A 23,845-nucleotide genomic window follows, 5' to 3' on the forward strand; every position below is an offset into this window, starting at 1 on the left:
GGAGGCGCGAAGGGAGCGGTGGCGAACCGCCGCTTTATCCTGCGGCGCCGCACGGCGACTGCAACCTAAAAAATCGCCAACGGACTGCGGCGAACGCAGCGAAGGGGAGGGCTAGAATGCAACACGGTGGGATGCCGCAGGCCCTGGACGGCGCTGCAATCGCCACGCCGGCGCCGGCGCCAGGTTCATCCCCGCCACTCGGCCATGTGAGGACCGGGATTCGGCGGATATCGCTCCGCTGTAAGGCTTCAAAAGGTGGCTCCTGATTGCACCCTTCGCCGGTGACCCTGTCGCCTCGGAATTTCCCCGACAGGCCTGACCCCGTAGCGATCGGTGGCCCCTCGATTCAGGCCTCCCGCTCACGCGCGCATGATCTGCGCGCGTCTGCGTCGGGCCAAATGACCGCCCCTGCAAGGTGCCTGCCCCCGCGAAGATTGCATCGTGATTTTCGCGGGGGGCCTTTTGCAGACCTTACCCGTGACGCCAAGATCCGGAGTGCGAAGTGACATTGGATGCAATCGCGGTGCAGCGCGAATGGGCGCAGGACGCCCTTGTCGATGCCGCCGCCTATGAGGCCGCCGTCCAGCGGGCCCGCCAGGATCCTCTGGCCTATTGGGAGCAGATGTCGCGGCGGCTGAGTTGGATCAAGGCCCCGGCCGAGATCAAGGACGTTTCCTTCCATGAGGCCGATTTCCGGATTCGCTGGTTCGCCGACGGCGTGCTGAACGTCTCGGTCAATTGCCTGGATCGTCACCTGCCACATCGCGCTGACGACATCGCGATCATCTTTGAGGGCGACGAGCCGGATCAGCAGAGGCTGATCAGCTATGCCCAGGCTCATGCCGAGGTCTGTCGTTTTGCCAATGTCCTCAAGGCGCACGGCGTCAAGAAGGGCGACCGTGTCACCCTCTATATGCCCATGATCCCAGAGGCGGCCTTCGCCATGCTGGCCTGCGCCCGGATCGGCGCGGTCCATTCGGTGGTGTTTGGCGGCTTTTCCCCGGAGAGCCTCGCCAGCCGGATTCAGGACTGTGGATCGCAGGTGGTGATCACCACAGACGAAGGGGTCCGGGGCGGACGTACGACGCCGCTGAAAGCCAATGTTGACCAGGCGCTTCTGGATTGTCCCGATGTCCGAGCGGTGATCGTCACGACCCGAACAGGCGCGCCGATCGCCATGCTGCCGGGCCGCGACTTTGCCTATGAGGTTGAGCGCGCCAAGGTTGACGACCACTGTCCGCCAGAACCGATGAGCGCGGAGGATCCGCTTTTCATCCTCTATACGTCGGGCTCGACCGGCAAGCCGAAGGGGGTGCTGCATACGACCGGGGGCTATCTGGTCTGGGCGGCCTACACTCACGAAGCGGTCTTCGATTATCGACCGGGTCAGGTCTATTTCTGCACGGCCGACATCGGCTGGGTCACCGGGCACAGCTATGTCGTCTACGGACCGCTGGCCAATGGCGCGACGACGGTGATGTTTGAGGGAACGCCCGCCTATCCGGACGCCTCGCGCTTCTGGCGCATCATCGACAAGCACCGCGTTGAAATCTTCTATACCGCGCCGACGGCCATTCGCGCCCTGATGCGGGAGGGCGAAGCGCCGGTCAGAGGCGCGTCTCTGGCCTCTCTGCGTCTGCTGGGCACCGTGGGAGAGCCCATCAATCCCGAGGCCTGGAACTGGTATCATCGGGTTGTCGGGCGAGGGCGGTGTCCTGTCATCGACACCTGGTGGCAGACCGAGACCGGAGGCGTGCTCATCGCGCCGCTTCCCGGGGCAACACCACTCAAGCCAGGGTCAGCCGCCCGGCCACTGCCGGGTGTGGAGCCCTGTCTGATGGATATCCAGGGCAGGGCGCTGGAGGGCGCCGCCGAGGGCGCACTGTGCCTGATCGACAGCTGGCCGGGTCAGATGCGAAGCGTCTATGGCGATCCGGACCGGTTCTTCCAGACCTATTTTTCGACCTATCCCGGGGCCTACTTCACCGGGGACGGGTGCCGCCGCGACGCTGATGGCTACTACTGGATTACAGGGCGGCTGGACGACGTCATCAACGTCTCAGGTCACCGCCTGGGCACCGCCGAGATCGAGTCGGCCCTCGTTGCCCATCCCGAAGTCGCCGAAGCGGCGGTCGTTGGTATGCCCCACGACATCAAGGGGCAGGGCATCTATTGCTATGTCACCCTCAATATCGGAACCGCGCCCTCCGATGGCCTGAGCAAGGCTCTGGTGGCGTGGGTGCGCCGGGAAATCGGGCCGTTGGCGACGCCTGACGCCGTCCAGTTCGCTCCGGGTCTGCCAAAGACACGGTCGGGCAAGATCATGCGACGCATCCTGCGCAAGATCGCGGAAAACGACCTGGCCAACCTCGGCGACATCTCAACCCTCGCCGATCCGGCCGTCGTTGACGTGCTGATCGGTCAACGCGTGTCCAGGGGCGCATCTGGATAGCGGGCTTCATTGCTTGCAACTTGCCAAACAGCGTTCAAGATCAATTGGCAATCGTTTGCCAATCTAGCCCGTTTATTTTACACCAGCGCCCGTCGGGGCAGGCCTGTTCCAGCCCGGCCAGGAGAACGAATGTCCAGTCCTCTTCCCTCGGCGCTCGCCGAACAGCGTGTGTCCCAGGATCGTTGGGAGGCGGCCCATGTGGCGCTGATCGGCCAGCGCGGCCTGTGCGACGCTCCGCTGATCGTCGAGGCCGACGTCATGCGTATCGCACCCGATCTGGACATCTGGGACGCCTGGCCTGTGCAGACCAGGGCCGGCGCGCCGGTCGATTTCGGCGACGGGCTGACCCTGTGGATGGCGCTGGGCGCGCCCCGGTTCGATGATCCTGACGCGCGGCACGGACATGCCCGTATCCATCTGCTTCAGCATGACGCCAGGGGCTGGTCCCATCTGGGCCCGGCGATGCCGGAAGGTTTTTCGCCAGGCAGCCGGGAATGGTCGGGTTCGGCGGTGCTTGAGGACGATCAGCAGACCTTGAGTCTGTATTTCACCGCCACGGGCCGATATGGCGAGGCGAGTCTGACATTCGAGCAGAGACTTTTCAGCGCTCGCGCCACCCTCAAAGGGGGCAGCGCGGGTCTGGCCCTGACCCGTTGGCGCGACCTTCAGGAGATCGTCGCGCGCGACCCCGAGCACTACATGGCCAGTGATGGCGGCGTGGGTGTGATCGGGACCATCAAGGCCTTCCGTGATCCGGCCTATTTCCATGACCCCAAGGATGGACGCCACTATCTGTTCTTCGCGGGCTCGGCGGCCAGGACGCAATCGGAGTTCAACGGCGTGATCGGAGCCGCCGTGTCGCTGTCGGGTGGGGCAGGCGACTGGCGACTGGCGCCGCCGCTCATCGATGCGACCGAGGTCAATAACGAACTGGAGCGGCCGCATGTCGTGATGGCCGACGGCCTCTACTATATGTTCTGGTCAACCCAGACCCATGTCTTTGCGCCCGACATGAGGCATGCCCCGACGGGGCTCTATGGCATGGTCTCCAACAGTCTGGCCGGCGGGTGGCGGCCGCTGAACGGTGACGGACTGGTCTTTGCCAATCCCGAGGCAGCGCCGCGCCAGGCCTATAGCTGGCTGGTGCTGCCCGACCTGACAGTCGCCAGTTTTGTGGACGACTGGGGACGCGGCCGCGACGCGCAGGGCGTTCGGCGCTTTGGCGCCACCTTCGCTCCGACCCTGCGGCTGCGCCTGGCGGGCGACATCGCTGGCCTGGAAACCTAGCGGTGGAGACCCAACCCCTCTGCGCCGGTGTCGAGCTGGGCGGCACCAAGTCGATCGCGGTTCTCGCTGCAGGGTCGCGGATCCTTGAGCGCCATGTCGTGGCGACCACAACGCCAGACGCCACCCTGGGCGCCTTGGCCCTGACTGTGGAGCGATGGGCGCGCGAGCATGCGGTCGCCGCCCTGGGCATCGCCTCGTTTGGTCCGATAGAACTTGATCCCTCGAAGCAAAACCATGGTTGCATGCTGGCCACGCCAAAGCCCGGCTGGAGCCATGCACCTGTCGCGTCGACGCTGACGCGTGGCTTTCGGGGGCCGTGGGCCATCGATACCGACGTCAACGGCGCCGCCTTGGCCGAGTATGACTGGGGCGCGGGTCTTCAGGCGCGATCGCTCTGGTACCTGACCCTGGGCACCGGCGTGGGCGGAGGCTTCGTCGTGGATGGCCGTGCGGTGCATGGCGCCATGCATCCGGAGATCGGGCACCTGAAACTACGGCGTGCGCCCGGCGATGTCTTCGCCGGCGCTTGCCCGTTCCACGGGGATTGCGTGGAGGGGCTGATTTCGGGGCCTGCCCTGGCGGGCCTGTTCGAGGGCGACCCCGCGCTAGTCGCTGATGAGGATCCCCGGTGGGCCCATGTTGTCCATACCCTGGCCGAGCTCATCGGCGCCCTGCTGCTGACCACCTCGGCCGATCGGGTTTTGGTCGGCGGGGGCGTCGCCAATGCCAGGCCCCCGCTTCTGACACGGGTTCGCGCCCAGGTCGTCGAGCAGTTGGGATCCTACCTGCCGTTCGTCACGCCGCTGAGTGTCGAGCAGATCATCGCTGCGCCGGCCTTGGGCGCGGATGCCGGACCGCTGGGCGCGATCGCGCTGGCGCTCGGCGCCCTCAATCGGCGAGGCGAGCCTGAAACGATGCCAGCGCAGAGGGTGATCCTCGCGCCGTAATCGATTGTCTGATCAACGCCACAAAAAACAAAAACTGGGAGAGAAAACGTGAAGTACGCCGCTCTGGTTCTGACGACATCGTTGATGGCGCTGCAAGCGGCGCCGGCCCTCGGCGCGCCCACGGCTCCCGTGCTGAGCGCGGGGGCGGCCAAGGTCGATATCACCCCGACCAAGGCCCAGCTTCCCAAGGACTATGACGGGATCAATGATCCGATCTATGTGCGCGCCGCCGTCCTTGAGCAGGGCGGTCAAAAGGCGGCTCTGGTGTCAGTGGATGTCGGCGGCATGCCCGATCCTGTCTGGGCCAGGGTCGTTCAGGGCGCCGAGGCTCTGGGTATTCCTGCGGCGAACCTGGTGCTCACCGCGACCCATACCCACAGCGTTCCGCGCGGCCTTCCCCAGCTGGACGAGAAAATCCTGGCCGCCCTGCGCGAGGCCGCGGGCAAGCTACAGCCGGCCACGATCGCCTACGGAGAGGGTGTCTCCTACATCAATATCAACCGCAACATCGTCGACCCCAAGACCCGCCGGTGGTGGGAGGGGCCAAATTACGAGGGTCCCTCCGACAAGACGGTTGCGGTGGTGAACATTGTCTCGGCGTCCGGCCAGCCCATCGCGGTTTACTACAACTACGCCGTCCACGCGGTGGTTAGCGGTCAGCTTGACCAGGTGAGCGGTGACATTCCCGGCGCCTCATCGCGCTATATAGAGGGCGCGCTGGGCGGGGATGCCGTGGCGCTCTGGAGCGAAGGCGCGGCGGGCGATCAGAACCCGATCTTCTTCCAGCAGACCTATGACCTGCGAAACATCCGCATTGCCGACTACGCCAAGCGCGGCGAAGACATCAGCAACGCCATGCCGCCCGGCGGTCAGGGTCTCAACAGGAAGGATCCGCAGGTCGCCCGCTTGATCGCCCAGCAACGCCAGATGGTCGACTCGATGGGCCAGATGCTCGGCGAAGAGGTTCTGCGGGTGGGGCGCGACGTCCTGGATCGACCTGAAGCCAATCCGCGAATTTTCGGCGCGTCCAAGACGGTGACCTGTCCGGGGCGCGTGCGCACCAATACGGGCCGGGCCGGCTATCCCGGCGTCTATACCGACGGGCCTGATGTGCCGATCCGTCTGAGCCTCCTGAAGATCGGCGCCATCCAGATCGGCGGCGTCAACGCCGAGGTGTTCAACCCTATTGCCCAGCGCTACAAGGCCAGAAGCGGATCGGCCCGCACGATGATGGCGACCCTGACCAACGGGATGGCCCCATCCGGCTATATCCCTCATGACGAGGCCTTCGGCCAGAATACGTTTGAGGTCGTCTCCTCCAGGCTCAAGCCTGGGTGCGCCGAGACCGCGATCATCGAAGGTCTGCTGGATCTGGAGCAGGCCTCTGAAATGAACTGAACTTGCCTCTGGCGAGACTTGGCGGGGCGACCTTGACGAAATGGCGTCATTGGCGTCCGCTGAGTTCGCCTATGCGTCTTTGATTGAGGTTGCCTTGCCCCCCAAGAAACGGCCCGTGCCCAAACTGAGCGGCGCCCGACCTCAGAATATCCAGGAGTTGGCAAAGATCGCCGGCGTGTCGACCGCGACGGTTTCGCGCGCTCTTTCGGGTGCGGGCCATCTGTCAGCGGCGACGCGTGAGCGTATTCAAAAGCTGGCCGCTGATCTTCAGTTCAAGCCCAGCACCACCGCGCGCAATTTGAGGATGGGCCGGACGGGGGCGATCGGTGTGGTGGTTCCTCTCGGACACGAGCGGACCCAGCATCTCTCCGATCCCTTTTTCATGACCCTTATCAGCCACGTGGCCGACCGATTGGCCGACCATGGCTACGATGTCCTGCTCAGCCGCGTTGTGCCCAGTGATGTTGAATGGCTGGACCGCATTGCGCAGTCTGGTCGGGTCGACGGGATCATTGTTATCGGACAGTCAGACCAGGCGCTGGTGCTCGACCAGATCGCCCGATCTTATGCCCCGATGGTCGTTTGGGGCGCTCAGATCGAGGGACACGCCTACCGCACCGTCGGCTGCGACAACCGACTGGGCGGTCAGCTCGCGACAGAGCATCTACTGGCTCAAGGGTGTCGCAAGCTGGCCTTTTTCGGCGATCCGACCGTTCCCGAGGTCGAGGAGCGTCTGCGAGGCTTTCGCGAAACGCTGAAGGGCGCTGGCGAAGGCGTGGCGGGAGCCCTTCTGCCGGTTCATTTCGTTCCAGACATGGCGTTGGCGACAATCTCCGACTACCTGGGCATCGCCGATCGCCTCGACGGCATTTTCGCGGCCTCCGACACCATCGCCATGATGACCATTCAGGCTCTTGCCGATCATGGCCGCTCTGTGCCTGCCGATGTTAAGGTGGTCGGGTTTGATGACCTTGAGATTGCGCGCCACACCCTGCCGCCCCTGACATCGATCCGCCAGGATCTGGGCAAGGGCGCTGATGCCCTCGTCGAGACCTTGTTTGCGTTGATGCGCGGCGACGCCGCCGAGTCGGTCCTGCTGACACCGACCCTCACCCCGCGCGCCTCGACCGCAGCCGACATCGCGTTCGCTTAGAACGGCGCAAACCCCGTGCCGCTGGCTCGGCGGCTTTTTCAATTGCTCTGGCCTGACCCGCTCCGGCGGGATTGCGCCTTGGAGGCCGCCTTTCGGTGTTGAAGCTCCAAGGTGGATCAGCAATCGATTGTCTATTCTTCGGCTGACTGAGCCTGGAGGCGGGCCGAAATCGGGGTGGCAGGTCTGGAGGGCCGATCATTCAGCCGAAAAGCGACCTTCTACGTCGAGGGAGCCCGAAATCTTAGACTTTGGTTGACCGGCAATCGTTTGCGGGCCAATGTTCCCTCGTCGCCAGCAAGCAAATATCAAAAGGGCTGAGGCGTAACCCCCGCCACCAGATGAGCGGGGGAGGAGCGACAAAACGCGCTCAGACGTTAGGGGAGAAACAGGGATGAAAGATCGGAAATGGCTGGCGGTGAGCGCCGCGGCCCTGGCGATGTGCGCGCCGTGGAGTATCGCTCAGGCGCGTCAGGCGGCGGGGGCCGCGCAGGATACCCGGCAAGGCGTCGAGGGCCAGACGAGCTCGGTTCAGGAAGTCGTCGTTACCGCGTCGAAAACCGGAGGGCAGACACTCCAGACCGTCCCCATGGCTATCCAGGCCTTTTCGGGCGAGGAGCTGAAGGCGCGCAATATCGGCAGCGTCGGTGACCTCGTTTCGACCATACCGGGCGCCTTTGAGGGATTCCGCCAGTCGGTGGGCTCTCGCTTCTACAATCTCCGGGGCAGCGTCACCCAGAACGGCGACTCGCCGCTCGGCTACTATCTCGATGATGTCCCATTTATCGTGACCAACTTCGGCATTGCGCCGCCGGTGCGATTTATCGACATGGACCGCGTGGAGGTCCTGCGGGGTCCTCAGGGGACGCTCTATGGCCAGGGCTCGTCGGGCGGCGTGTTCATTTTCCACACGCGTGATCCGAACCTCAATGAGCTGGAATATTCCATCGAAACCGAGGCTTCCGACACGGTCGGCGCCGACGGTCTAAACTATGGTGCTTCGGGCGCGATTTCGATTCCGCTGATCAAGGATCGCCTTGCTGTCCGTGTCAGCGGTGGCTCTTCACGTGACGCCGGGTGGGCGGACGCCTACTATGGTCCTTTCGACGGCACGCCCGACGAGAAGGGCGTCAACAAAGCCAAGAACGACGATTTGCGCGTCGTGGCCTTGTTCCGTCCGCGCGACAATGTCGAGATCAGAGCCCAGTACTGGAATTTCCGGCCGCGCCAGGATTTTACGGGCTTCACCGCCTCGGTCAAACCTCCCTATTTCCAGAACACCGCGGGTCAGCAGGGTTTTTCAAACGGTGACTTCAAGCTGTGGAGCCTGGCGGCCAAGGTCGACTTGGACGGCTTCTCCATCACCAGCGCGACCAGCAACCTGGAAGGGGATTTCGGAATTCACATCCCCCTGTCGCCAGCTGGGTCGTTCTCAAGCCAGTTCATACCCAAGATGTTCGCGCAGGAAGTTCGCGTGAATTCCACCACCGACGGCCCTCTGCACTGGGTCGCGGGGGCTTCGTATCAGGATGGCGAGGGTCCGCAGGTCAACGCGCTCATTCGACCGGGCGTGAACATCAATGCCAACAACAATACGCTGACCAAGAACTACGCGTTTTTCGGAGAGGTCAGCTATGATCTGTTCGACGGGAAGCTCGTGCCGTTGGTCGGGGTGCGAACCTATCACGACGACCGTTCGTTCGCCGACGGAAACTCTTCCGTTCCCACCAAGGCGGACGTCAACACCTGGCGGCTCAACCTTGCCTATCTGCCCAGCGACAACCTGACGATGTTCGTCTCGGCGGCTACGGGCTTCCGGCCTGGAATCGTGCAGTCTCGCGTACAGGTCGAATCGTTGGTGCTGGCGGGCGTACCAGCCACGGTGGCGTTGGAGCCTGAAGAATCGAAGAACTATGAGTTTGGCGCCAAGTGGCGCAGCGATAACCGGGCTTGGACGCTCGGGCTTAACCTGTATCAGCTTCAATACACCAATCTTCAAACCTCGGTCACTGGCGGTATCCAGGGGGTCAATGGCTTCGCCAACTTCGGCGACGCGACCACCAAAGGCGTTGACCTGGAAGTTCAATGGCGAACGCCGATCGCAGGCCTGCGGCTTGGGTTCGTCGGCAATTTCAACGACAGCAAATATGACACCGTCAATGCTGTCGTGGCGGCTGCGCAGCCTCTGCTGCGGCCGGGTTCGCGGCTGCTCAATACGCTGGATCGAAACTACCGCTTTGACGTCAACTATAGCCGCGATCTTCCCTACGGCCTGGAAGGGTTTAGCAATCTGGCGTTAAGCCACAGCGGCGACCGGCTGCAGACCAATGGGTTCCCCACGCGTCCCTACGACCAGCTCAGCACGACGATCGGCGTTCGACGCGACAACTGGGAGCTGGCGTTTGTCGGCAACAACCTGGCCGACGAGCGCGGCCCGACCTTCGTCGGCACCGAGGGACCCTTGTCGGGCTCCGGTCCGACGCCTCGAACCGTGGGCTTCCGACTGCGCGTGAGTTCACAATAGTCGCGAAAGCTACAGCAGTGCGGCGTCGTTGGACTGGAGCCAACGACGCTGTATCTGCCGGAGAAAAGCCCGCCACAAAAAAGGCGGGCTTTTTGCGCTGATCGTGACCCGCAGTTAGCGTCTAAACCGTTTCAGAGTATCCAGGTTGGGAGTTCTCCGCCGCGCCTGCACACGTAGAACTTGCTAGATGAAAAAGTCCCAGCCTTCCGTCGCATTGCCAAGTCAGAGCTAGGATTGAGCCGCTGCGTGCAGGCAGATGAATGTCAGGATGCCAGCGAGGTCCCAAGGGCAGCTACTGGCGTCAGAACGGCCCGGCGCTGGCGGCGAGGCTTGTCGTCGCGGCCACGTGACGGGCCAGGATCCCGCTCGCGCCTAGAACCCGGGACGGTTGGCGCGGCTCGCCTTGAGCACACCAAAGAAGGCGCTGCGTTGCGGGCCCGACGGGCCAGGCGCTAACTGATCTTGCGGTGTGATTGAACCGTTCTAGGGCTGGGCGCCACCTTACAATCAATGACCCGCCAAGCTTCAGATCAGCGCTTCGCCGCCAGTCGGCTTCTCGACGGCTACCTCGTCGTCTCCGCCCAGGCAGGCGACCGGCGCGCGGCCGACTTGCTGGCGCGTCGCTATCATCGCCGACTGGTGGCCCATGCCTGGCGGCTGACCGGCGATGAGGAACTCGCCAAGGATGTCGTTCAGTCCAGCTGGATCGATATCGCTCGCGGTCTTCCCCGCCTGAAGGACGAGGCGGCGTTTCCGGCTTGGGCCTATCAGATCGTGTCGCGCCGCTGCGCGCGAAGCATCCGGGCGTTGCAGGGCGATCGCGCCCTGTCCGGCGCCCTAAGGGATGACCCCGGTGGCGGCCCGACCGAGCCGCCAGAGATCGCCACGCCCCGCCTGCAGGCCGCCATCAGAAGTCTGCCCCCGCACCAGAGGGCGGCTCTGGCGCTGTTCTATGTCGAAGACCTGAGCGTGGCCGAAATCGCCATCGCGCTCGACGCCCCGGCGGGCACGATCAAGACCCGCCTCATGCACGCCCGGCGCGCCCTGCGCGCCGTTCTGGAAGGAGATCATCATGACTGACATCGACAAGGCCCTGAAGGACGAAGAAGACGCCCTGCTGCGACGCATAGGGGAGGAACCCGGCGACCTGGATCAACTTGCGGCCCTGCTGTCCGCACGGTCGGGGTGGATGGCGAGGGTGCTCCTCGCGGCGCAGACCCTTCTGTTCGTCGCCGGGGCCTGGGCCGGTTGGAACTTCTTCCAGGCGACCGACCCGCTCCTGGCCATGCGCTGGGGACTGCCTGCGGCCGTGCTGGTGACCATGTCGCTGATGATCAAGCTGGCCCTATGGCCCGCGATGCACGCCCAGCGACAGCTCCAGGCGCTCAAGCGGATCGAATTGCGGATTGCGGCGACGAGAAGCTGACCGCAGGCTCGGAGCGACCAAATCCAGTCGCGCGCGTTGGTCTTCTGGCTGTTCAGGAGAACCCGATGTTCGATGATTTCGTCGATAGGCTCATCTCTCGCTTGATGGCGGGAGCGGGCTTGGTGATGGCGGCGGCGATCGCCGCCGTCGCCGGCGCGATGGCGATCTTCGCTTTCCTGACACAGTGGGTAGGGGCGGCCTGGGCGTATGTCATCGTCGCGGCCATCGCGGCGGGCGTCGTGGCAGTGTGGTCGTTGTTGCAGAAGTCGCATCGGCACAGAACGCGCCAGCCGCCCCTGGATCAGAGGGTTCTCGACGCGCTTCACGCCCACCCGACCGCAGCCTTCCTGGCCGGCCTGGCGGCGGCGAGTTTGCTGAAGGGCAAGCCTTCGCAGGCGGCGGCGCTCTGGAAGGCCCGCAAGGGCGCATAGGCTTCAGCCCCGCGCGTAATCCTCGTCGCGATCAGCGGCCGCAGGCGAGCAGGGCTTACAGAGCCGCAGGATGGTCACGCCAAGCAGGGCGGAGGCCAGCGATCCGACCAGCACACCGATCTTGGTCTCGTCGATCAGAAGGGGATCACTGAAAGCCAGATTGCCGATGAACAGGCTCATGGTGAAGCCAATGCCGCAGAGCACGGCTACGCCATAGAGCTGCGCCGTGGAGGCGTCCCGGGGCATGTCGGCCCAGCCGAGACGCACGATCGCGGCAGCCGTCAGGAAGACGCCGAGCTGCTTGCCGACGAATAGGCCCAGCGCCACGCCTAGCGGCACTGGGTCGAGGAGCGCGGCCGGCGAGATCCCCGAGAAGGACAGGCCGGCATTGGCGAAGCCGAACAGCGGCACGATCAAGAAGGCTACGGGCTTGTGCAGGGCGTGTTCGAGCCGGTGCAGCGGAGAAGCGGCGTGATCGGGGGCTGCGGGGCTCTTGCGCAGGGGGATCAGCATCGCCAAGGCGACGCCCGCCAAGGTGGCGTGAACGCCCGATTCCAACACAAGCCACCATAGGATGAGGCCGCCGATCAGATAGGGCCAGAGCGTCATGACTTTGAGGCGATTGAAGATCAGCAAGGCGAAGATGACGCCACCGGCGGCGGCCAGATAGGCCAGGTGCAGCTGGGCGGTGTAAAACAGCGCGATGATTACGATGGCGGCCAAGTCGTCCATGATGGCGATCGCCGTCAGGAAGATCTTCAGCGAGCCCGGCACGCGGGGGCCCAGCAGCGCCAGGACGCCGAGCGCGAAGGCGATGTCAGTGGCCGAGGGAATGGCCCAACCGTCACGGCGGGCCGGCGAAGCGGCGTTAAAGGCCAGGTAGATCAGAGCAGGCACGAGAATGCCGCCCAACGCGGCGACGCCAGGCAGGATCACGCGCGAAGGCTTGGACAGCTGACCATCAAGGACCTCGCGCTTGATCTCTAGCCCGACAAGCAGGAAGAACACGGCCATCAGGCCATCATTGATCCAGTGGAGTAGGCTCTCGCTCAGATGGAAGGCGCCGATTGCGAAACCGAACTCGGTTTTAAGTGCAGCGAAATAAGCCTCTGACAAAGGCGAATTGGCCACCACCAAGGCCAAGGCGGCTGTGGCCATCAGCACGTAACCGCCCGAGGCTTCGTGATGCAGGAAGGCGCGCAGCGCTGAGAGCGGACGGGACCGGGATGAGGCTCGGGTCATGCGGACTCGTCTTTGACGGCTTTGCGCGCGAGCGCGGCCTGGGGGCGACTGGACCCGCGAGTCAGGCTGAAGGCCTCTCGTGGTCGCGCGGCCAAGTTCGCGATCATGCCGCCTGGGTCAAGCCAAACCGGTCGCACCCCGCTCTAATTGACCGCTTCGCGCAGGCCCGCCAGTTCAGCCACCTGCCGATCGGGCATCACGATCTGCATGTGCGGGAAGGGGATTTCCACGCCGGCTTCGTCGAAGGCTAGCTTGATGCGACGGTTGTATTCGCGTCCGACATTCCACTGCTGCAGCGGCTCTGTCTTGATCCGCGCCTTCAGCACCACGCCGCTGTCGCCGAGACTGTCGACGCCAACCACCTCGATCGGCTCCAGGATCTTGTCGGCGAAGTCCGGATCGGCCTTTAGCCGTCCACCCACCCGCCGCATGATCGCCAGCGCCGCGTCGAGGTCCGAGCCGTAAGATACCTGCAGATCGAAGACATAGTAGGAGAAGGTCTTGGTCAGGTTATGCAGCACCTGGGCCTCGCTGTAGGGGAAGACGTGCACGGTGCCGTCGAAGTCGCGCAGGCGGATGGTGCGCAGCGTCATCTGTTCCACAAGACCGCCGCTGTCGCCGATGCGGACGATGTCGCCGACCGAGACGATGTCCTCGACGATCAGGAATATCCCGGTCAGGAAGTCCTTGACCAGAGTCTGAGCCCCAAAGCCAAGCGCCACCCCCACCACCCCGGCGCCGGCCAGAAGCGGCCCGATCTTCACGCCCAGTTCGCTCAAGGCCATCAGAACCCCGATGATGACGATCGCGGTCTGGGCGATACCGGCCAGCAGTGGACCCAGGGTCGCCAATTGCGCGCGTCGGCGCGGCTCGGCGGCATGGCCGGCGAAGCCGTCCATGGCCCGGCCGATCGCCAGGCCGACCAGTTCGAAGGCCGCCACCGCCGCGACCAGCAGCACCGCAAGGCGCATCGCCGCGCCAAGGGTGCGCGCGCCAAGCGGGGTTGCGGTCCAGCCGAGCAGGTTGAAGCTCCAGATCTCAGCGATGACGAGCACGGCGATCACCGTCGCCGCGACCTGCACCGTTCGCCCGGCCAGGCGCGCCAGGCGATTGGTCCGCACCGTCTTTTCCGCGTCGGGCGGACCTGGAAGACGATGGGCGCCAAAGCGCGCCAGGCGCTTGGCCAGTCGCCCGGCGGCCACTGCCAGGAGGCTGACACCGAGCGTCAGGGCCAGATTGATAGTCCAAGCCAGGGGACTCATCGCCGTGAAATGGACGATCAAGGCCTTCAGGCCCGCCAGAATGCGTTCGCTTGCCGTCATCGGCCGCGACCTCCTTGTGCTGAGCGGGGCGCCGGCTACGAGCGGCGGTCGAAACGGTGGGAGCTAGCCCGGTGACGTCAGACCGAGGGACGGCTCTGCGTCAGGGCGCGGCGAATAGAGGCGACCTGATGGTCGGGGGCTCGCCAGTGTGAGGTCTCGTGAGCGTCGTGTTCAGTGGGGTCGAGCAACATGGAGCGCACGCCCCAGGTGGACATTAGGGCCTGGGCCAGTTCCGGAGCCTTGCGCTCTCCGGTGGGTTGGCCGGCCACTAGAGCCAGGGTCGGCCCGGTCTGTGCGGCCATGGCCAGAGCCATCCTGGCGGTGTGGATTGGACCGACGACCCGGATGTCGGCGTCGTAGAGGTGGGTCATGATGGTGGCGGCGTCGATACCGTCGCCGCAAATGAAAAGGATTGTTTCCTTGTCGTGATCGCTCATCGCGTCCCCGCTTTTCAGGACCGAAGCGTCAGCCCAAAATATCGTAACACGATCCAATTGGCGCTCAGGACACATCGATCTGACGAAGTCGTGAGACTTTGATCCTGGGGGCTCAGAAGGGAAAGAACACCGGGATGACCGCCAGGCCGGCGGCCCAGGTAATCAGGTTGAGGGGCGCGCCGATCCGCACGAAGTCGAGATAGCGATAGCCGCCCATCTGACAGACGATGACGTTGGTCTGATAGCCGAACGGTGTGGCGAAGGCGGCGCTGGCGGCCATCATCACGGCCACCAGGAAGGGGCGGGGGCTGACACCGAGACTCTCGCCTAAGGCGACGGCCAACGGGGTCAAAAGTACCGCCACGGCGGCGTTGGACAGGAGCTCGGTCAGCAGTAGGGTCGCGCCATAGATCAGGGCCAGGGCGTAGAGCGGCCCAAGGTCGTGCAGCCATCCGACCAGGGCGTCGGTCGTCAGGGCCGCCAGGCCGGTCAGTTCTATCGACAGCCCCACCACCACCATGCCCGCGATCAGCAACAGGATCTCCGGCCGCAGGCCCTTATAGGCGTCCTCGACGCTGATCACGCCCGTCACGACCAGCAGCACCGCCCCGGCGAAAGCCGCCGCCGCGATCGGCAGCAGGCCCAGGGCCGCGACGGTCACCACCAGGACAAAGACCACCAGGGCCGCGCCGGCCCTTAGCGGGTCGAAGGGCGCATCAATGGGATAGAGCGCCGGATCCTCGCCGTTCGGCGGCGAGATGGCTGGCAAGGTCGCCTGTTCGGACACAGGAGCCGGCGCGGGCTCGGCGCCCAGCAGACGTGGCCCCACCAACACAAGATAGAGACCCCCGACTACGGCGATGACCAGAGCCACCGGGGTGATCTCGAACAGGCTGAACGCGGGCTGGCCGGCATTGCGCGCCATGTCGTTGACCAGAAGGTTGGTCGAGGTGCCAATCAAGGTGCAGGCGCCGCCGAGGATCGTCGCATAAGATAGAGGGATCAGGAAACGCTTGGGCGACAGACCCATAGATTTGGAGACGTCGCGCACCACCGGCGCGCCCAACACGACGATGGGGGTGTTGTTGAGGAAGGCCGAGGCCACACCGCAAAGTCCGATGACTATCCAAAGGCCCAGGGCGCCCAGGCGTGCGCATAGCCGTGTGGCTCCTCGGATCAGCAAGCCGAGAAGGCCCGAGAGCTCCATGGCGTAGGCAATGACGAAAAGTGACGCCAGCGCCAGGATGGCTGGGCTGGCGAAGGCCGCCTGGACCTCGACCGGCCTGACAGTGCGCGTGCCCAGCAGCACGGCCGCGCCAGCCAAGGCCACGACATCCGAGCGTAGCTTGCCATGGATCAGGGCGACGACGACCGCCGCCAGCACCCCCAGCGCGATGATTTGGGCGGGCGTCATCATGGCCACCCGGCGGCGCGGGCGCGAGCGGCCGGCGCGGAGCGTGGCGAAGGCGATTGCAATCGGGACCTTGTCTTCTGCTAGGCTCTCGCCATGAGCGACAATAACCCCAGGTCAGCCGACCGCAAGTTCGCCCTGTTCGCGCCCGTCGTCATCGGGTTGGCGGCCGTTGCCGTGCTCGTCTGGCTGTTGATCCGTCAGACGCCGCCGACGCCCGCCCCGCCTGAACCTATACCGGTGGTCGCGGCGCCGCCCGCGGCGCCTGCACCCCAGAAGACAGCCACGCGCGGCGATCTGATCGCCGCCGCCGCCACGGCGGCCAACGCCTATGCGGCGGGAACGGCGGACGGCGGCGGCCGGGACCTGGTCGGCCGTCGCTTTCGGATGCGGCTGATGTTTGGCTGCGGTGGCCCGACCGCCGACCCGGGGTCGGCTCAGGCCTATTATCAGTATGATCCGGCCGGCCCGGCGCTGCGTCTCGTCGCCAGGCCCGCGATCTGGACCGATCTGCCGCTGGTTCGCGCTGCGCCGACGCCTAAGGGTACCGAGTTGGTTGAGGGGTTCTGGCTCCCGCGCCCATGGTTGGCGTCGGAGGGTTGCCCCTCCCGCCGAGCCATTGCGCCGCCCGCGACACCAACGCCTGCCGAGGCTCCGACCTTGGGGCTGGCCATGTTGCACGCCGCGCAAGATTCGCGCGTTGAGCGGCGCGGCGAGCGTGCTTACGAGCATGTCGTCAAGCTGGATGCTGGCGACGTCGATCAGGCGCGGACCTTTGGCCTTGTGCTTGAAGGAAAGGTTTCTGGGTTTGCCGATGGAGCGGCGATCCATTGCTGGAGCGAGTCGGCAGAACACCGTCCAGTCTGTCTCTATGCGGTCGATATCGATCGCGTCGCTTTCGAGGACGCCAAGGCGACCGTGCTCGCCGATTGGCCCAAATGAGCGGCGAGGGCGCACCGCCAGTCGTCGCTCTGGTCGATCGTTCGAACTACAGGACGAGCGTTGGGATACATGCCGCCTGGCTGGCAGAGCGTATGGGCGTGGGCCTTGAGTTGCTTCATGTGTGCGAACCAGGTCAGGACGGCGCGGCGGAATGGCCAGGTTTGCTCGCCGATCTGGCGGCGCATCTGGCCGATCAGGGCGCGCCGGCGCCTGTTCAGCGTCTGCTCGAAGGCGCTTTGGCCGATGTGGTGTCGAAGACCCCGGCGGCCTTGTTCGTGATGGGCAAGCGCGGAGCCGACAGCCAGGATGACCGGAAGGTGTTGGGCGGGCAGATCGACGCGGTGCTGAGCGTGACCAGGGTTCCGGTCTGCCTCGCCTCGCGGGTTTTCCTACCGATCGAGCGGGCTCTGGTCGTCACCGATGGGGACCCGAGACGCCGCGCCGCCCTCGATCTCGTCGCGGACCATCAAGGCTTTGCCAATCTCCAACTTGAGGTTCTGGTGGCGACCAAGGCTTCGGACGATCCGGGCGAGAAGCTCGCGCTAGCGCGTCAGGCGCTGGACGGGCGCGCCAAGGCCTTCGCGATATCCGCCGAACGTCCCGGCGCGGCCGTTTGGGACTATCTGCAGACGCGCCAAGCCGACTTGATCGTCATTTCTCGCGCCGTGCTCCTGGCGGGCGGGACGGGGCCGCTTCGGGCGATCACACCGGCGGGCCTGTGGAATGCTCGCACGCCGGTCCTGGTCTGTTAGCGGCGATTTGGGGCAGCGCGGCGCGCGGCCTCGATGATGTCGGCGAGGATGTCGGCGCCCTGGCTCAGGCGGCCTAGGTTGCGTCGGGAGATGGTCTCCAGAATCGCCGCGCCACGCGGACGTAATTCCAGCACAACGCGACGTCGGTCGGCAGCAGAGTCTCGGCGCGCCGCCAGGTCGCGCTCGACCAGGCGGGCGACCAGTTCGACGGCGCTGTGGTTCTTGATCAGCAAGCTGTCTGCGAGGTCCCCGATCGAGATCGGGTCCGGCCCGGGATGCGCCTTGATGGCCAACAAAGCTTGGTGCTGTTGGGCGGTCAGGCCGTGGTCGCGCGCGCCTTGCTCACTGAACGCCAGGAACTGGCGGATAGCGCGGCGAAATTCCCCAAGTGCGCGATAGTCTTCCTGGGTGAGAGGCGCGTCCTCGATCAGGTTTTGCGAGGGCGGAGAGGCTGGCGTCGTCACGACAGGATCCTGGACGGCGCACGAGACGCTCGCGGCCGGTCGCTTTCCTAACATGGAGGCCGAGTCGCGAGCAGTCCCGACGCGCGCTAATTTGACGAATAGATCGTGTTACGATATTTAAGGCCGATGGCTGTTTGGAAAGCCGAGCGCTCCAAGGGCGATGCGCCGCTGGCGCGGGCTTGGGGGATTTTGCTCGCGTCGGTGCGACTAAGGCGAAAGCAAATCGCGACGCTGCTGACGGGCGCGGCCTTGATGGCTGCAGCCGGCGCCTTGGTCGGATCAGAGCTGCAACTGGACGAGCTCGAAATCCGGACGGTCCGAGGACCACACCTCCAGGTCAGGCCTGGGCAAGGTGGCGATCAAGCCGGCGTCACTATCCCGTGAGACGCGCCCCTATAATCCTGGAGCCTGCTACGCTTGGCGCCATTCGGGACGATGCCGCCCCGGATAGAGCCTTGGCTCGCGTCGCATCGTGCGACAGGTTCGCCGTCCCTTCGACGGCCGATCCATCAATCTGGAGACCGACCGCGCCGCGCACGGCGCCAAACTTGGCAAGGGGCTGAACATGAGACCACCGATCCGACAAGGCGAGCTTCGCCTTCCACGCTGCCGTCGCGCGACACCGCGCCGCCGAGCCATAAGGCCGCGCTGCCTCTGACACCCTCCATTCGCCGCGACGGCTGAGCCCGTCGCCACCGCCGCCAGCCCAGGCCGGCGCGATAAAGTCCTGCGCCCGACGCCCCTCTGTCGGACGCCGCCATGGAGTTTGCCATGACCGCCCAGATTCTTGCCTTTCCCGACCCCTTGCCGTGTCCGCCGCCGCTCGATCCCGTTGGCTGCGCGCTGTTTCTCGACCTTGACGGCGTTCTGGCGCCCATCGTCGCGCGCCCCACCGATGTGGGGCCGGACAGGCGGCGCACCGCCATCTTGCGCGGCCTCTCCGAGAGGCTGGGCCGGCGCCTAGCGATCGTCAGCGGCCGGACGCTGGCCGAGGTGTACGCTATCACCGAAGACGCTGTGTCGGCCGTCGCCGGCGTCCATGGCCTGCAACGGCGCACCGTACTGGGCGACGAGATCAACGCCGTCCCTGATCCTGGTCTGGATGACGCCGCAGCGGTGTTCAAAGCGCTGGCCCGCGCCCAACCGGAACTGCTGGTCGAGGAGAAGGGCCTCAGCGTGGCGCTGCACTATCGGGCGCATCCCGCCGCTTGCGAGGCGGTGCGCGAGGTCGCCCGCCGTCTGGAGGCGGCCACGCGCCTGGTTCTGCAGGAGGGCGATATGGTCGCCGAGCTGCGCACCGCCGGCGCCGACAAGGGCCAGGCCATCCACGCCTTCATGGCCGAATGGCCTTTCACGGGCGCGCGTCCAATCTTCGTAGGCGACGATCTGACCGACGAAGACGGATTCATGGCCGCCGCCGCGGCGGGCGGCTACGGCGTTCTGGTCGGCTCCCCTGGCCGCCAGACCTTGGCGCGCTATCACCTGGCCGATGTGCCGGCCGTTCTCGACTGGCTTGAGGCGGCTATCACGGACCAGACGTCATGAGCCGGCTGATCGTCGTCTCCAACCGGGTCAACCCGCCCAGCGACGCCGGGGTCGGCACGGCTGGCGGGCTGGCCATGGCCCTGGCTGCGGCTTTGCGGGAGTATTCCGGCGTCTGGTTTGGCTGGAGCGGCGAGACCACCGACGCCTTCACCGGCCAGATTTCCATGCAGAGGGTTGGCGGGGTGACCGTGGCCCTGGTCGACCTGGAGGAGCAGGATCGCGAGGAATATTATGACGGTTACGCCAATCGGACGCTTTGGCCGCTGTTTCATTCCCGCACCGACCTGGCGGCCTATGAGCGCTCGTTTGGCGAAGGCTATCAACGGGTCAACAGGCGCTTTGCCGAGACTCTGGCGCCGCTGATCGGCCCCGATGATCTTGTCTGGATTCACGACTACCACCTGATCCCGCTGGCCGAAGAGCTGCGACGGTTGGGCGTCACCAACCGCATCGGCTTCTTTCTGCACATTCCCTGGCCGGGGCGGCGACTGCTGACCACCTTGCCGCAGCATCGGCAGCTGGTGGAATCGTTGCTGGCCTATGATGTGGTCGGCTTCCAGACACGCGACGCCCTGGAGGCGTTCAGTGACTATGTTGGCCGCGAACTGGAGCTGACGATCGACGATGGCGTCATCGAAGCCGACGGTCGTCGCACTCGCATCGGGGCCTTCCCGATCGGGATCGAGGCGGCGGCGTTCGCCGATCTGGCGCGGGGCGAGGCGGCTCAGGCCACGTTCGAGCGCGTCAGGCTCAGTCAGACGGGCCGCAAGATGATCGTCGGCGTCGATCGTCTCGACTATTCCAAGGGCCTGGAGGAGCGCTTCCTGGCCTATGAGCAATTACTGGCCGACCACCCGGACTGGGCCGAGCGAGTGTTCCTGCTGCAGATCGCCACGCCCAGCCGCGACGCGGTCCAGGCCTACCAGGAGATACGGGCTCGGCTGGACGGCGTGTCAGGGCGCATCAACGGCGCCTACGCCACGGTCGATTGGGTGCCGATCCGCTACGTGAACCGCACCCATCGCCGGGACGAGTTGGCCGGGGTCTATCGCGCGGCCCATGTCGGTCTCGTCACGCCGCTACGCGACGGGATGAATCTGGTGGCCAAGGAATATGTCGCCGCGCAGGACCCCGACGACCCGGGTGTTCTGGTGCTGTCCCGGTACGCCGGTGCGGCCGAGCAGATGGAGGACGCCCTGATCGTCAATCCGTTCAGCCGCGAGGAAACCTCCGAAGCGCTCGAAGTAGCCTTGGCCATGCCCCGGGCGGAGCGGATCGCGCGCTGGACGAGACTGATGGACGGCGTCGTGCGCGACGATGTGGCCGCCTGGCGTGATCGCTTCGTTTCAGCGCTGCAAGGCGATGCCGCCGTCGTGACCCACAGGGACGACGACAATCGAAAAGCATCGTGATACGATCCATATGTCGATCGTGGATCGATGCGAGCGACCGTCAGAGCCGCCGCTGGGAGGAGACGCGCCATGAAACGCGGTCATATGGGCGAGGTCCCGCTCGAGGTCATCCTTGTCGGCCTCGCCGCGTTCGTCTGCTTGGCGCTTATGTCCCTTCGGCTAACGGGCTGAACGCCGAGCGGTCAATCGCGGCGAGAAGAGAGTTCCAGTGCCAGATACCGGTTGGGAAAACGCGCTCGAAGCCATCATCGCCTTCTTACCGGACCCTCCCGCGCCCGGTACGGCCGAGGGTCGACATTTCGACGCGGCCCTGCAACGGGTGTTGGCCAGCGCGCCCGTTGTCTCGGAAGAGGCCCTGGCGGAAAGTTCGTCCCTTGGGCTGGACTCCAGCCTTCGCCAGCGGCTCGACGAACTGGCGCGCCGGAGAGCTGGCGACAAGCCGTTCGGCGAGCATCCCGACGGCATCGGAACAACGCTCGGCATGGATCTCAGCCGTTCGTGATGGGCTGCGCGGTTACGTGATCGAGGCGGGCGCGTAGATGCCACGTCTGAACAATCCTGGATTTGACGACGACATCGTTCGTTTCGTGGTCAGCGACCTTCGGACCGTGTGGCGCTGGAACTGCTTCTGCTGATGCGGGGCGCTTCGGATCGCGTGTGGACCGAGGCGGATCTGACCGCCGAGTTGCGGGCTAGTCTCGACATGGTCGGGGAAATTCTGCGGCGCTTGGAGAGGCTGAATCTTGTGGTGCGTGAAGGGGAGGCGCGGCGTTACCAACCAGGAAGCCAACAACGCGCCGACCTCTGCGCGCGAGCCGAAAGCGCATATCGCCTGAAGCCGTTCGCGATGATCAGCTTGATCGGCTGCGGCGCGGCGGACTTGCGCAGCCTGGCCAATGCGTTCCGCTTCAAGCCCGACGGGCTATGAGCTGACGCCTCGGCGCCGAACACATGATGTTCGGTCAGATGCGTGAAGAAGATGTCGTTGTAGTCGGTGATCCTTCGACGCAGGTCGGCATGGGTACCGTGCCACGCACCTTCGCCTCAACGGAAGGCTAGGTCCAGGCCTTCCCCGGCCAAATCGACCGGTTGTTGTTGGTCACCAGGCGCAACTCGATGTCGGGTAGAGCGCGGTGGAAGTCGTACATCCTCGGCAACAACCAGCCTGTGGCGAAGGCCCCGACCACGCCGACCGTCAGCACTTCCTGCAACCGCCCGCATAACGGTCGAGGGACGCGCCCACACGGCCGAAAGACTCGGCCAGCATCGGCGCAAGAGCCTGTCCCTCGGACGTTGACGCCAGCCCACGCGGCAGGCGGCGGAACATGCGGACGCCCAACTTCGTCTCCAGTTGGACCACCTGATGGCTCATAGCGCCCTGGCTCACGCACAGCTCGATGGCTGCACGCGTGAAGTTCAGGCGGCGCGCCGAAGCCTCGAAAGCGCGCAGGGCATTGAGCGGGAGCTGAGCGCGATCCATGCCAAGGCATTAGCTGAGTTCATGCCTGTTTCCAGTATTGATGCTTTGTATGGCCAGCTCCGATCGACCACCTTGGTGTCACACCTCATGACGGAGAGAGCGATGAAGCGCACACATGCGGCGAGCGCGGTCGCGCTGACCATGCCGACCCGCGGCGGCCAGAGCATGACCTTCGGAACGGACCGCAGAAGCGTGCTGACCGGACTTGGCGCTCTCGGCGTCATGGGCTGTTCGCCCCAAACCGGACCCGATGCGACGCCCAAGGTCCAGCCGGCTCGCCCGGCCGTCGCCATGCAGGCTATCGACCTGTCGGCGATGGAAGCGGCCGACGGCGGCCGCCTCGGCTTCGTCGCCCTCGACACGGCCAGTGGCGAGAGCTTCGGATGGCGGGCGAACGAGCGCTTCGTCTACTGCTCGACCTTCAAGATGTATCTGGCAGCGGCGACCTTCGTCCGCATCCAGAACGGCGAGGAATCCGCCGACCGCATGATCCCCGTCACGGCCGCCGACATGGTGTCCAACGCCCCGGTGACCGAGCCGGCGATCGGCTCCAGCCTCAGCGTCGACCGGATGATGCAGGCCGTGGTCGAAGTCAGCGACAACCCTGCCGCTAACCTGCTGCTGAGAGCCAACGGCGGCATCGAGGCCATGCAGACCTTCTACCGCTCCATCGGGGACGAAAGCACTCGCGTTGACCGGTTCGAGCCAGAGATGAACCGGCTGGACGGCGACAAGGACACCATCACGCCGGCTCAGTGCGTCGCCAACCTCCAGCGCCTGTTCCTCGATCCGACCACGCCTCTGACGGCGGCGTCACAGGCGCGTCTGCTCGGCTGGATGGTCGCCTCGCCGACGGGCGCGGATCGCCTCAGGGCCGGGGTTCCGGCGGGCTGGCGCGTGGCGCACAAGACTGGCACGGGCGGATACGGGCCGACCAACGACATCGGCCTGCTCTATCCGCCGACGGGCAAGCCCGTGATCGTCGCCGCCTACAATCACGCGACCTCGAAATCGACGCCGGCCCAACGTGAAGCTGACATCGCGCAGGCCACACGCATGGCGCTGCGGGCGCTCGGCCACGGCGCCGCCGCATGACCGACATCCCCGCTTTGACGATGATGGAGGACGGCATGGCCCGTCCGCCCGGCTGATCCCGCCACCAACGCCGGTGATCACCTGAAGCAGGAGCGGACTGCCGCGTCCGGTACTAGCGGCGATCTCAG

General features: G+C 65.3%; 22 protein-coding genes. 16 read left to right on the top strand and 6 right to left on the bottom strand.

Features of this window, described 5'->3' with window-relative positions:
• Positions 1-502 precede the first annotated feature (502 nt).
• The 9 genes from acs to ACW17V_RS09845 all read left to right on the top strand — a co-directional run bounded on the left by acs (position 503) and on the right by ACW17V_RS09845 (position 11,615).
• A complete protein-coding gene (gene acs / locus ACW17V_RS09805) occupies positions 503-2,452 on the top strand; it encodes an acetate--CoA ligase (RefSeq protein ID WP_492108626.1) in 1,950 nt (649 codons plus the stop codon).
• A gap of 129 nt (positions 2,453-2,581) precedes the next feature.
• The gene (locus ACW17V_RS09810; RefSeq protein WP_492108627.1) at positions 2,582-3,739 is read left to right on the top strand and encodes a glycoside hydrolase family 68 protein; all 1,158 of its coding nucleotides are present in this window, start codon (positions 2,582-2,584) and stop codon (positions 3,737-3,739) included.
• A gap of 2 nt (positions 3,740-3,741) precedes the next feature.
• Positions 3,742-4,686, top strand: a complete 945-nt coding sequence (locus ACW17V_RS09815; RefSeq protein WP_492108628.1) for an ROK family protein — start codon at positions 3,742-3,744, stop codon at positions 4,684-4,686.
• A gap of 48 nt (positions 4,687-4,734) precedes the next feature.
• A complete protein-coding gene (locus tag ACW17V_RS09820) occupies positions 4,735-6,084 on the top strand; it encodes a neutral/alkaline non-lysosomal ceramidase N-terminal domain-containing protein (RefSeq protein WP_492108629.1) in 1,350 nt (449 codons plus the stop codon).
• A 115-nt stretch (positions 6,085-6,199) separates the two neighbouring features.
• Positions 6,200-7,237 (top strand): LacI family DNA-binding transcriptional regulator, encoded by a 1,038-nt coding sequence (locus ACW17V_RS09825; protein ID WP_492108630.1) that lies wholly within the window; start codon positions 6,200-6,202, stop codon positions 7,235-7,237.
• A gap of 391 nt (positions 7,238-7,628) precedes the next feature.
• Positions 7,629-9,758 (top strand): TonB-dependent receptor, encoded by a 2,130-nt coding sequence (locus ACW17V_RS09830; protein WP_492108631.1) that lies wholly within the window; start codon positions 7,629-7,631, stop codon positions 9,756-9,758.
• Between the two features lie 510 nt (positions 9,759-10,268).
• A complete protein-coding gene (locus ACW17V_RS09835; protein ID WP_492108632.1) occupies positions 10,269-10,838 on the top strand; it encodes an RNA polymerase sigma factor in 570 nt (189 codons plus the stop codon).
• Positions 10,831-11,184, top strand: a complete 354-nt coding sequence (locus ACW17V_RS09840) for a DUF6768 family protein (RefSeq protein WP_492108633.1) — start codon at positions 10,831-10,833, stop codon at positions 11,182-11,184. The genes ACW17V_RS09835 and ACW17V_RS09840 overlap by 8 nt, the downstream gene beginning before the upstream one ends.
• A gap of 65 nt (positions 11,185-11,249) precedes the next feature.
• On the top strand, positions 11,250-11,615 hold the full coding sequence (locus ACW17V_RS09845) for a hypothetical protein (RefSeq protein ID WP_492108634.1): 366 nt from the start codon (positions 11,250-11,252) through the stop codon (positions 11,613-11,615).
• Positions 11,616-11,618: 3 nt separating this feature from the next.
• Here the strand turns inward: ACW17V_RS09845 and nhaA are convergent, their stop codons facing one another.
• The 4 genes from nhaA to ACW17V_RS09865 all read right to left on the bottom strand — a co-directional run bounded on the left by nhaA (position 11,619) and on the right by ACW17V_RS09865 (position 16,030).
• A complete protein-coding gene (gene nhaA, locus ACW17V_RS09850; RefSeq protein WP_492108635.1) occupies positions 11,619-12,857 on the bottom strand; it encodes a Na+/H+ antiporter NhaA in 1,239 nt (412 codons plus the stop codon).
• 143 nt (positions 12,858-13,000) lie between these two features.
• On the bottom strand, positions 13,001-14,179 hold the full coding sequence (locus ACW17V_RS09855) for a mechanosensitive ion channel family protein (RefSeq protein ID WP_492108636.1): 1,179 nt from the start codon (positions 14,177-14,179) through the stop codon (positions 13,001-13,003).
• Between the two features lie 77 nt (positions 14,180-14,256).
• A complete protein-coding gene (locus ACW17V_RS09860) occupies positions 14,257-14,616 on the bottom strand; it encodes a hypothetical protein (RefSeq protein ID WP_492108637.1) in 360 nt (119 codons plus the stop codon).
• A gap of 112 nt (positions 14,617-14,728) precedes the next feature.
• Positions 14,729-16,030, bottom strand: a complete 1,302-nt coding sequence (locus ACW17V_RS09865) for an SLC13 family permease (protein WP_492108638.1) — start codon at positions 16,028-16,030, stop codon at positions 14,729-14,731.
• Positions 16,031-16,123: 93 nt separating this feature from the next.
• Here ACW17V_RS09865 and ACW17V_RS09870 point away from each other — a divergent pair, with 93 nt between their 5' ends.
• A complete protein-coding gene (locus ACW17V_RS09870) occupies positions 16,124-16,969 on the top strand; it encodes a hypothetical protein (RefSeq protein ID WP_492108639.1) in 846 nt (281 codons plus the stop codon).
• Positions 16,966-17,721: a hypothetical protein gene (locus tag ACW17V_RS09875; RefSeq protein ID WP_419316804.1), complete on the top strand. Its 756-nt coding sequence runs from the start codon at positions 16,966-16,968 to the stop codon at positions 17,719-17,721. The genes ACW17V_RS09870 and ACW17V_RS09875 overlap by 4 nt, the downstream gene beginning before the upstream one ends.
• Here ACW17V_RS09875 and ACW17V_RS09880 read toward each other — a convergent pair.
• Entirely contained in the window at positions 17,718-18,185 is a 468-nt protein-coding gene (locus tag ACW17V_RS09880) for a MarR family transcriptional regulator (protein WP_419316803.1), read from the bottom strand. The genes ACW17V_RS09875 and ACW17V_RS09880 overlap by 4 nt on opposite strands.
• A 771-nt stretch (positions 18,186-18,956) precedes the next feature.
• Between ACW17V_RS09880 and otsB the strand changes: the two genes are divergently transcribed.
• The 4 genes from otsB (at position 18,957) to ACW17V_RS09900 (ending at position 22,070) form a co-directional block, all read left to right on the top strand.
• Positions 18,957-19,730 carry a trehalose-phosphatase gene (gene otsB, locus ACW17V_RS09885; protein WP_492108640.1) on the top strand — a complete coding sequence of 258 codons (774 nt, stop codon included), beginning with the start codon at positions 18,957-18,959 and terminating at the stop codon, positions 19,728-19,730.
• On the top strand, positions 19,727-21,142 hold the full coding sequence (otsA, locus tag ACW17V_RS09890) for an alpha,alpha-trehalose-phosphate synthase (UDP-forming) (RefSeq protein WP_492108641.1): 1,416 nt from the start codon (positions 19,727-19,729) through the stop codon (positions 21,140-21,142). Before otsB ends, otsA begins: the two co-directional genes overlap by 4 nt.
• A 208-nt stretch (positions 21,143-21,350) precedes the next feature.
• Entirely contained in the window at positions 21,351-21,644 is a 294-nt protein-coding gene (locus tag ACW17V_RS09895; RefSeq protein WP_492108642.1) for a hypothetical protein, read from the top strand.
• A gap of 108 nt (positions 21,645-21,752) precedes the next feature.
• Complete coding sequence (locus ACW17V_RS09900; protein ID WP_492108643.1) at positions 21,753-22,070, top strand: hypothetical protein; 318 nt, start codon at positions 21,753-21,755, stop codon at positions 22,068-22,070.
• Between the two features lie 267 nt (positions 22,071-22,337).
• Here ACW17V_RS09900 and ACW17V_RS09905 read toward each other — a convergent pair whose 3' ends face one another.
• A complete protein-coding gene (locus ACW17V_RS09905; RefSeq protein WP_492108644.1) occupies positions 22,338-22,622 on the bottom strand; it encodes a LysR family transcriptional regulator in 285 nt (94 codons plus the stop codon).
• On the opposite strand from ACW17V_RS09905, the gene bla reads away from it, so the two are divergent.
• On the top strand, positions 22,506-23,717 hold the full coding sequence (bla, locus tag ACW17V_RS09910; RefSeq protein ID WP_492108645.1) for a class A beta-lactamase: 1,212 nt from the start codon (positions 22,506-22,508) through the stop codon (positions 23,715-23,717). The two genes, ACW17V_RS09905 and bla, sit on opposite strands and share 117 nt — an antisense overlap.
• Positions 23,718-23,845 lie beyond the last annotated feature (128 nt).

This window comes from Caulobacter sp. FV2ye17ST (assembly GCF_058680955.1).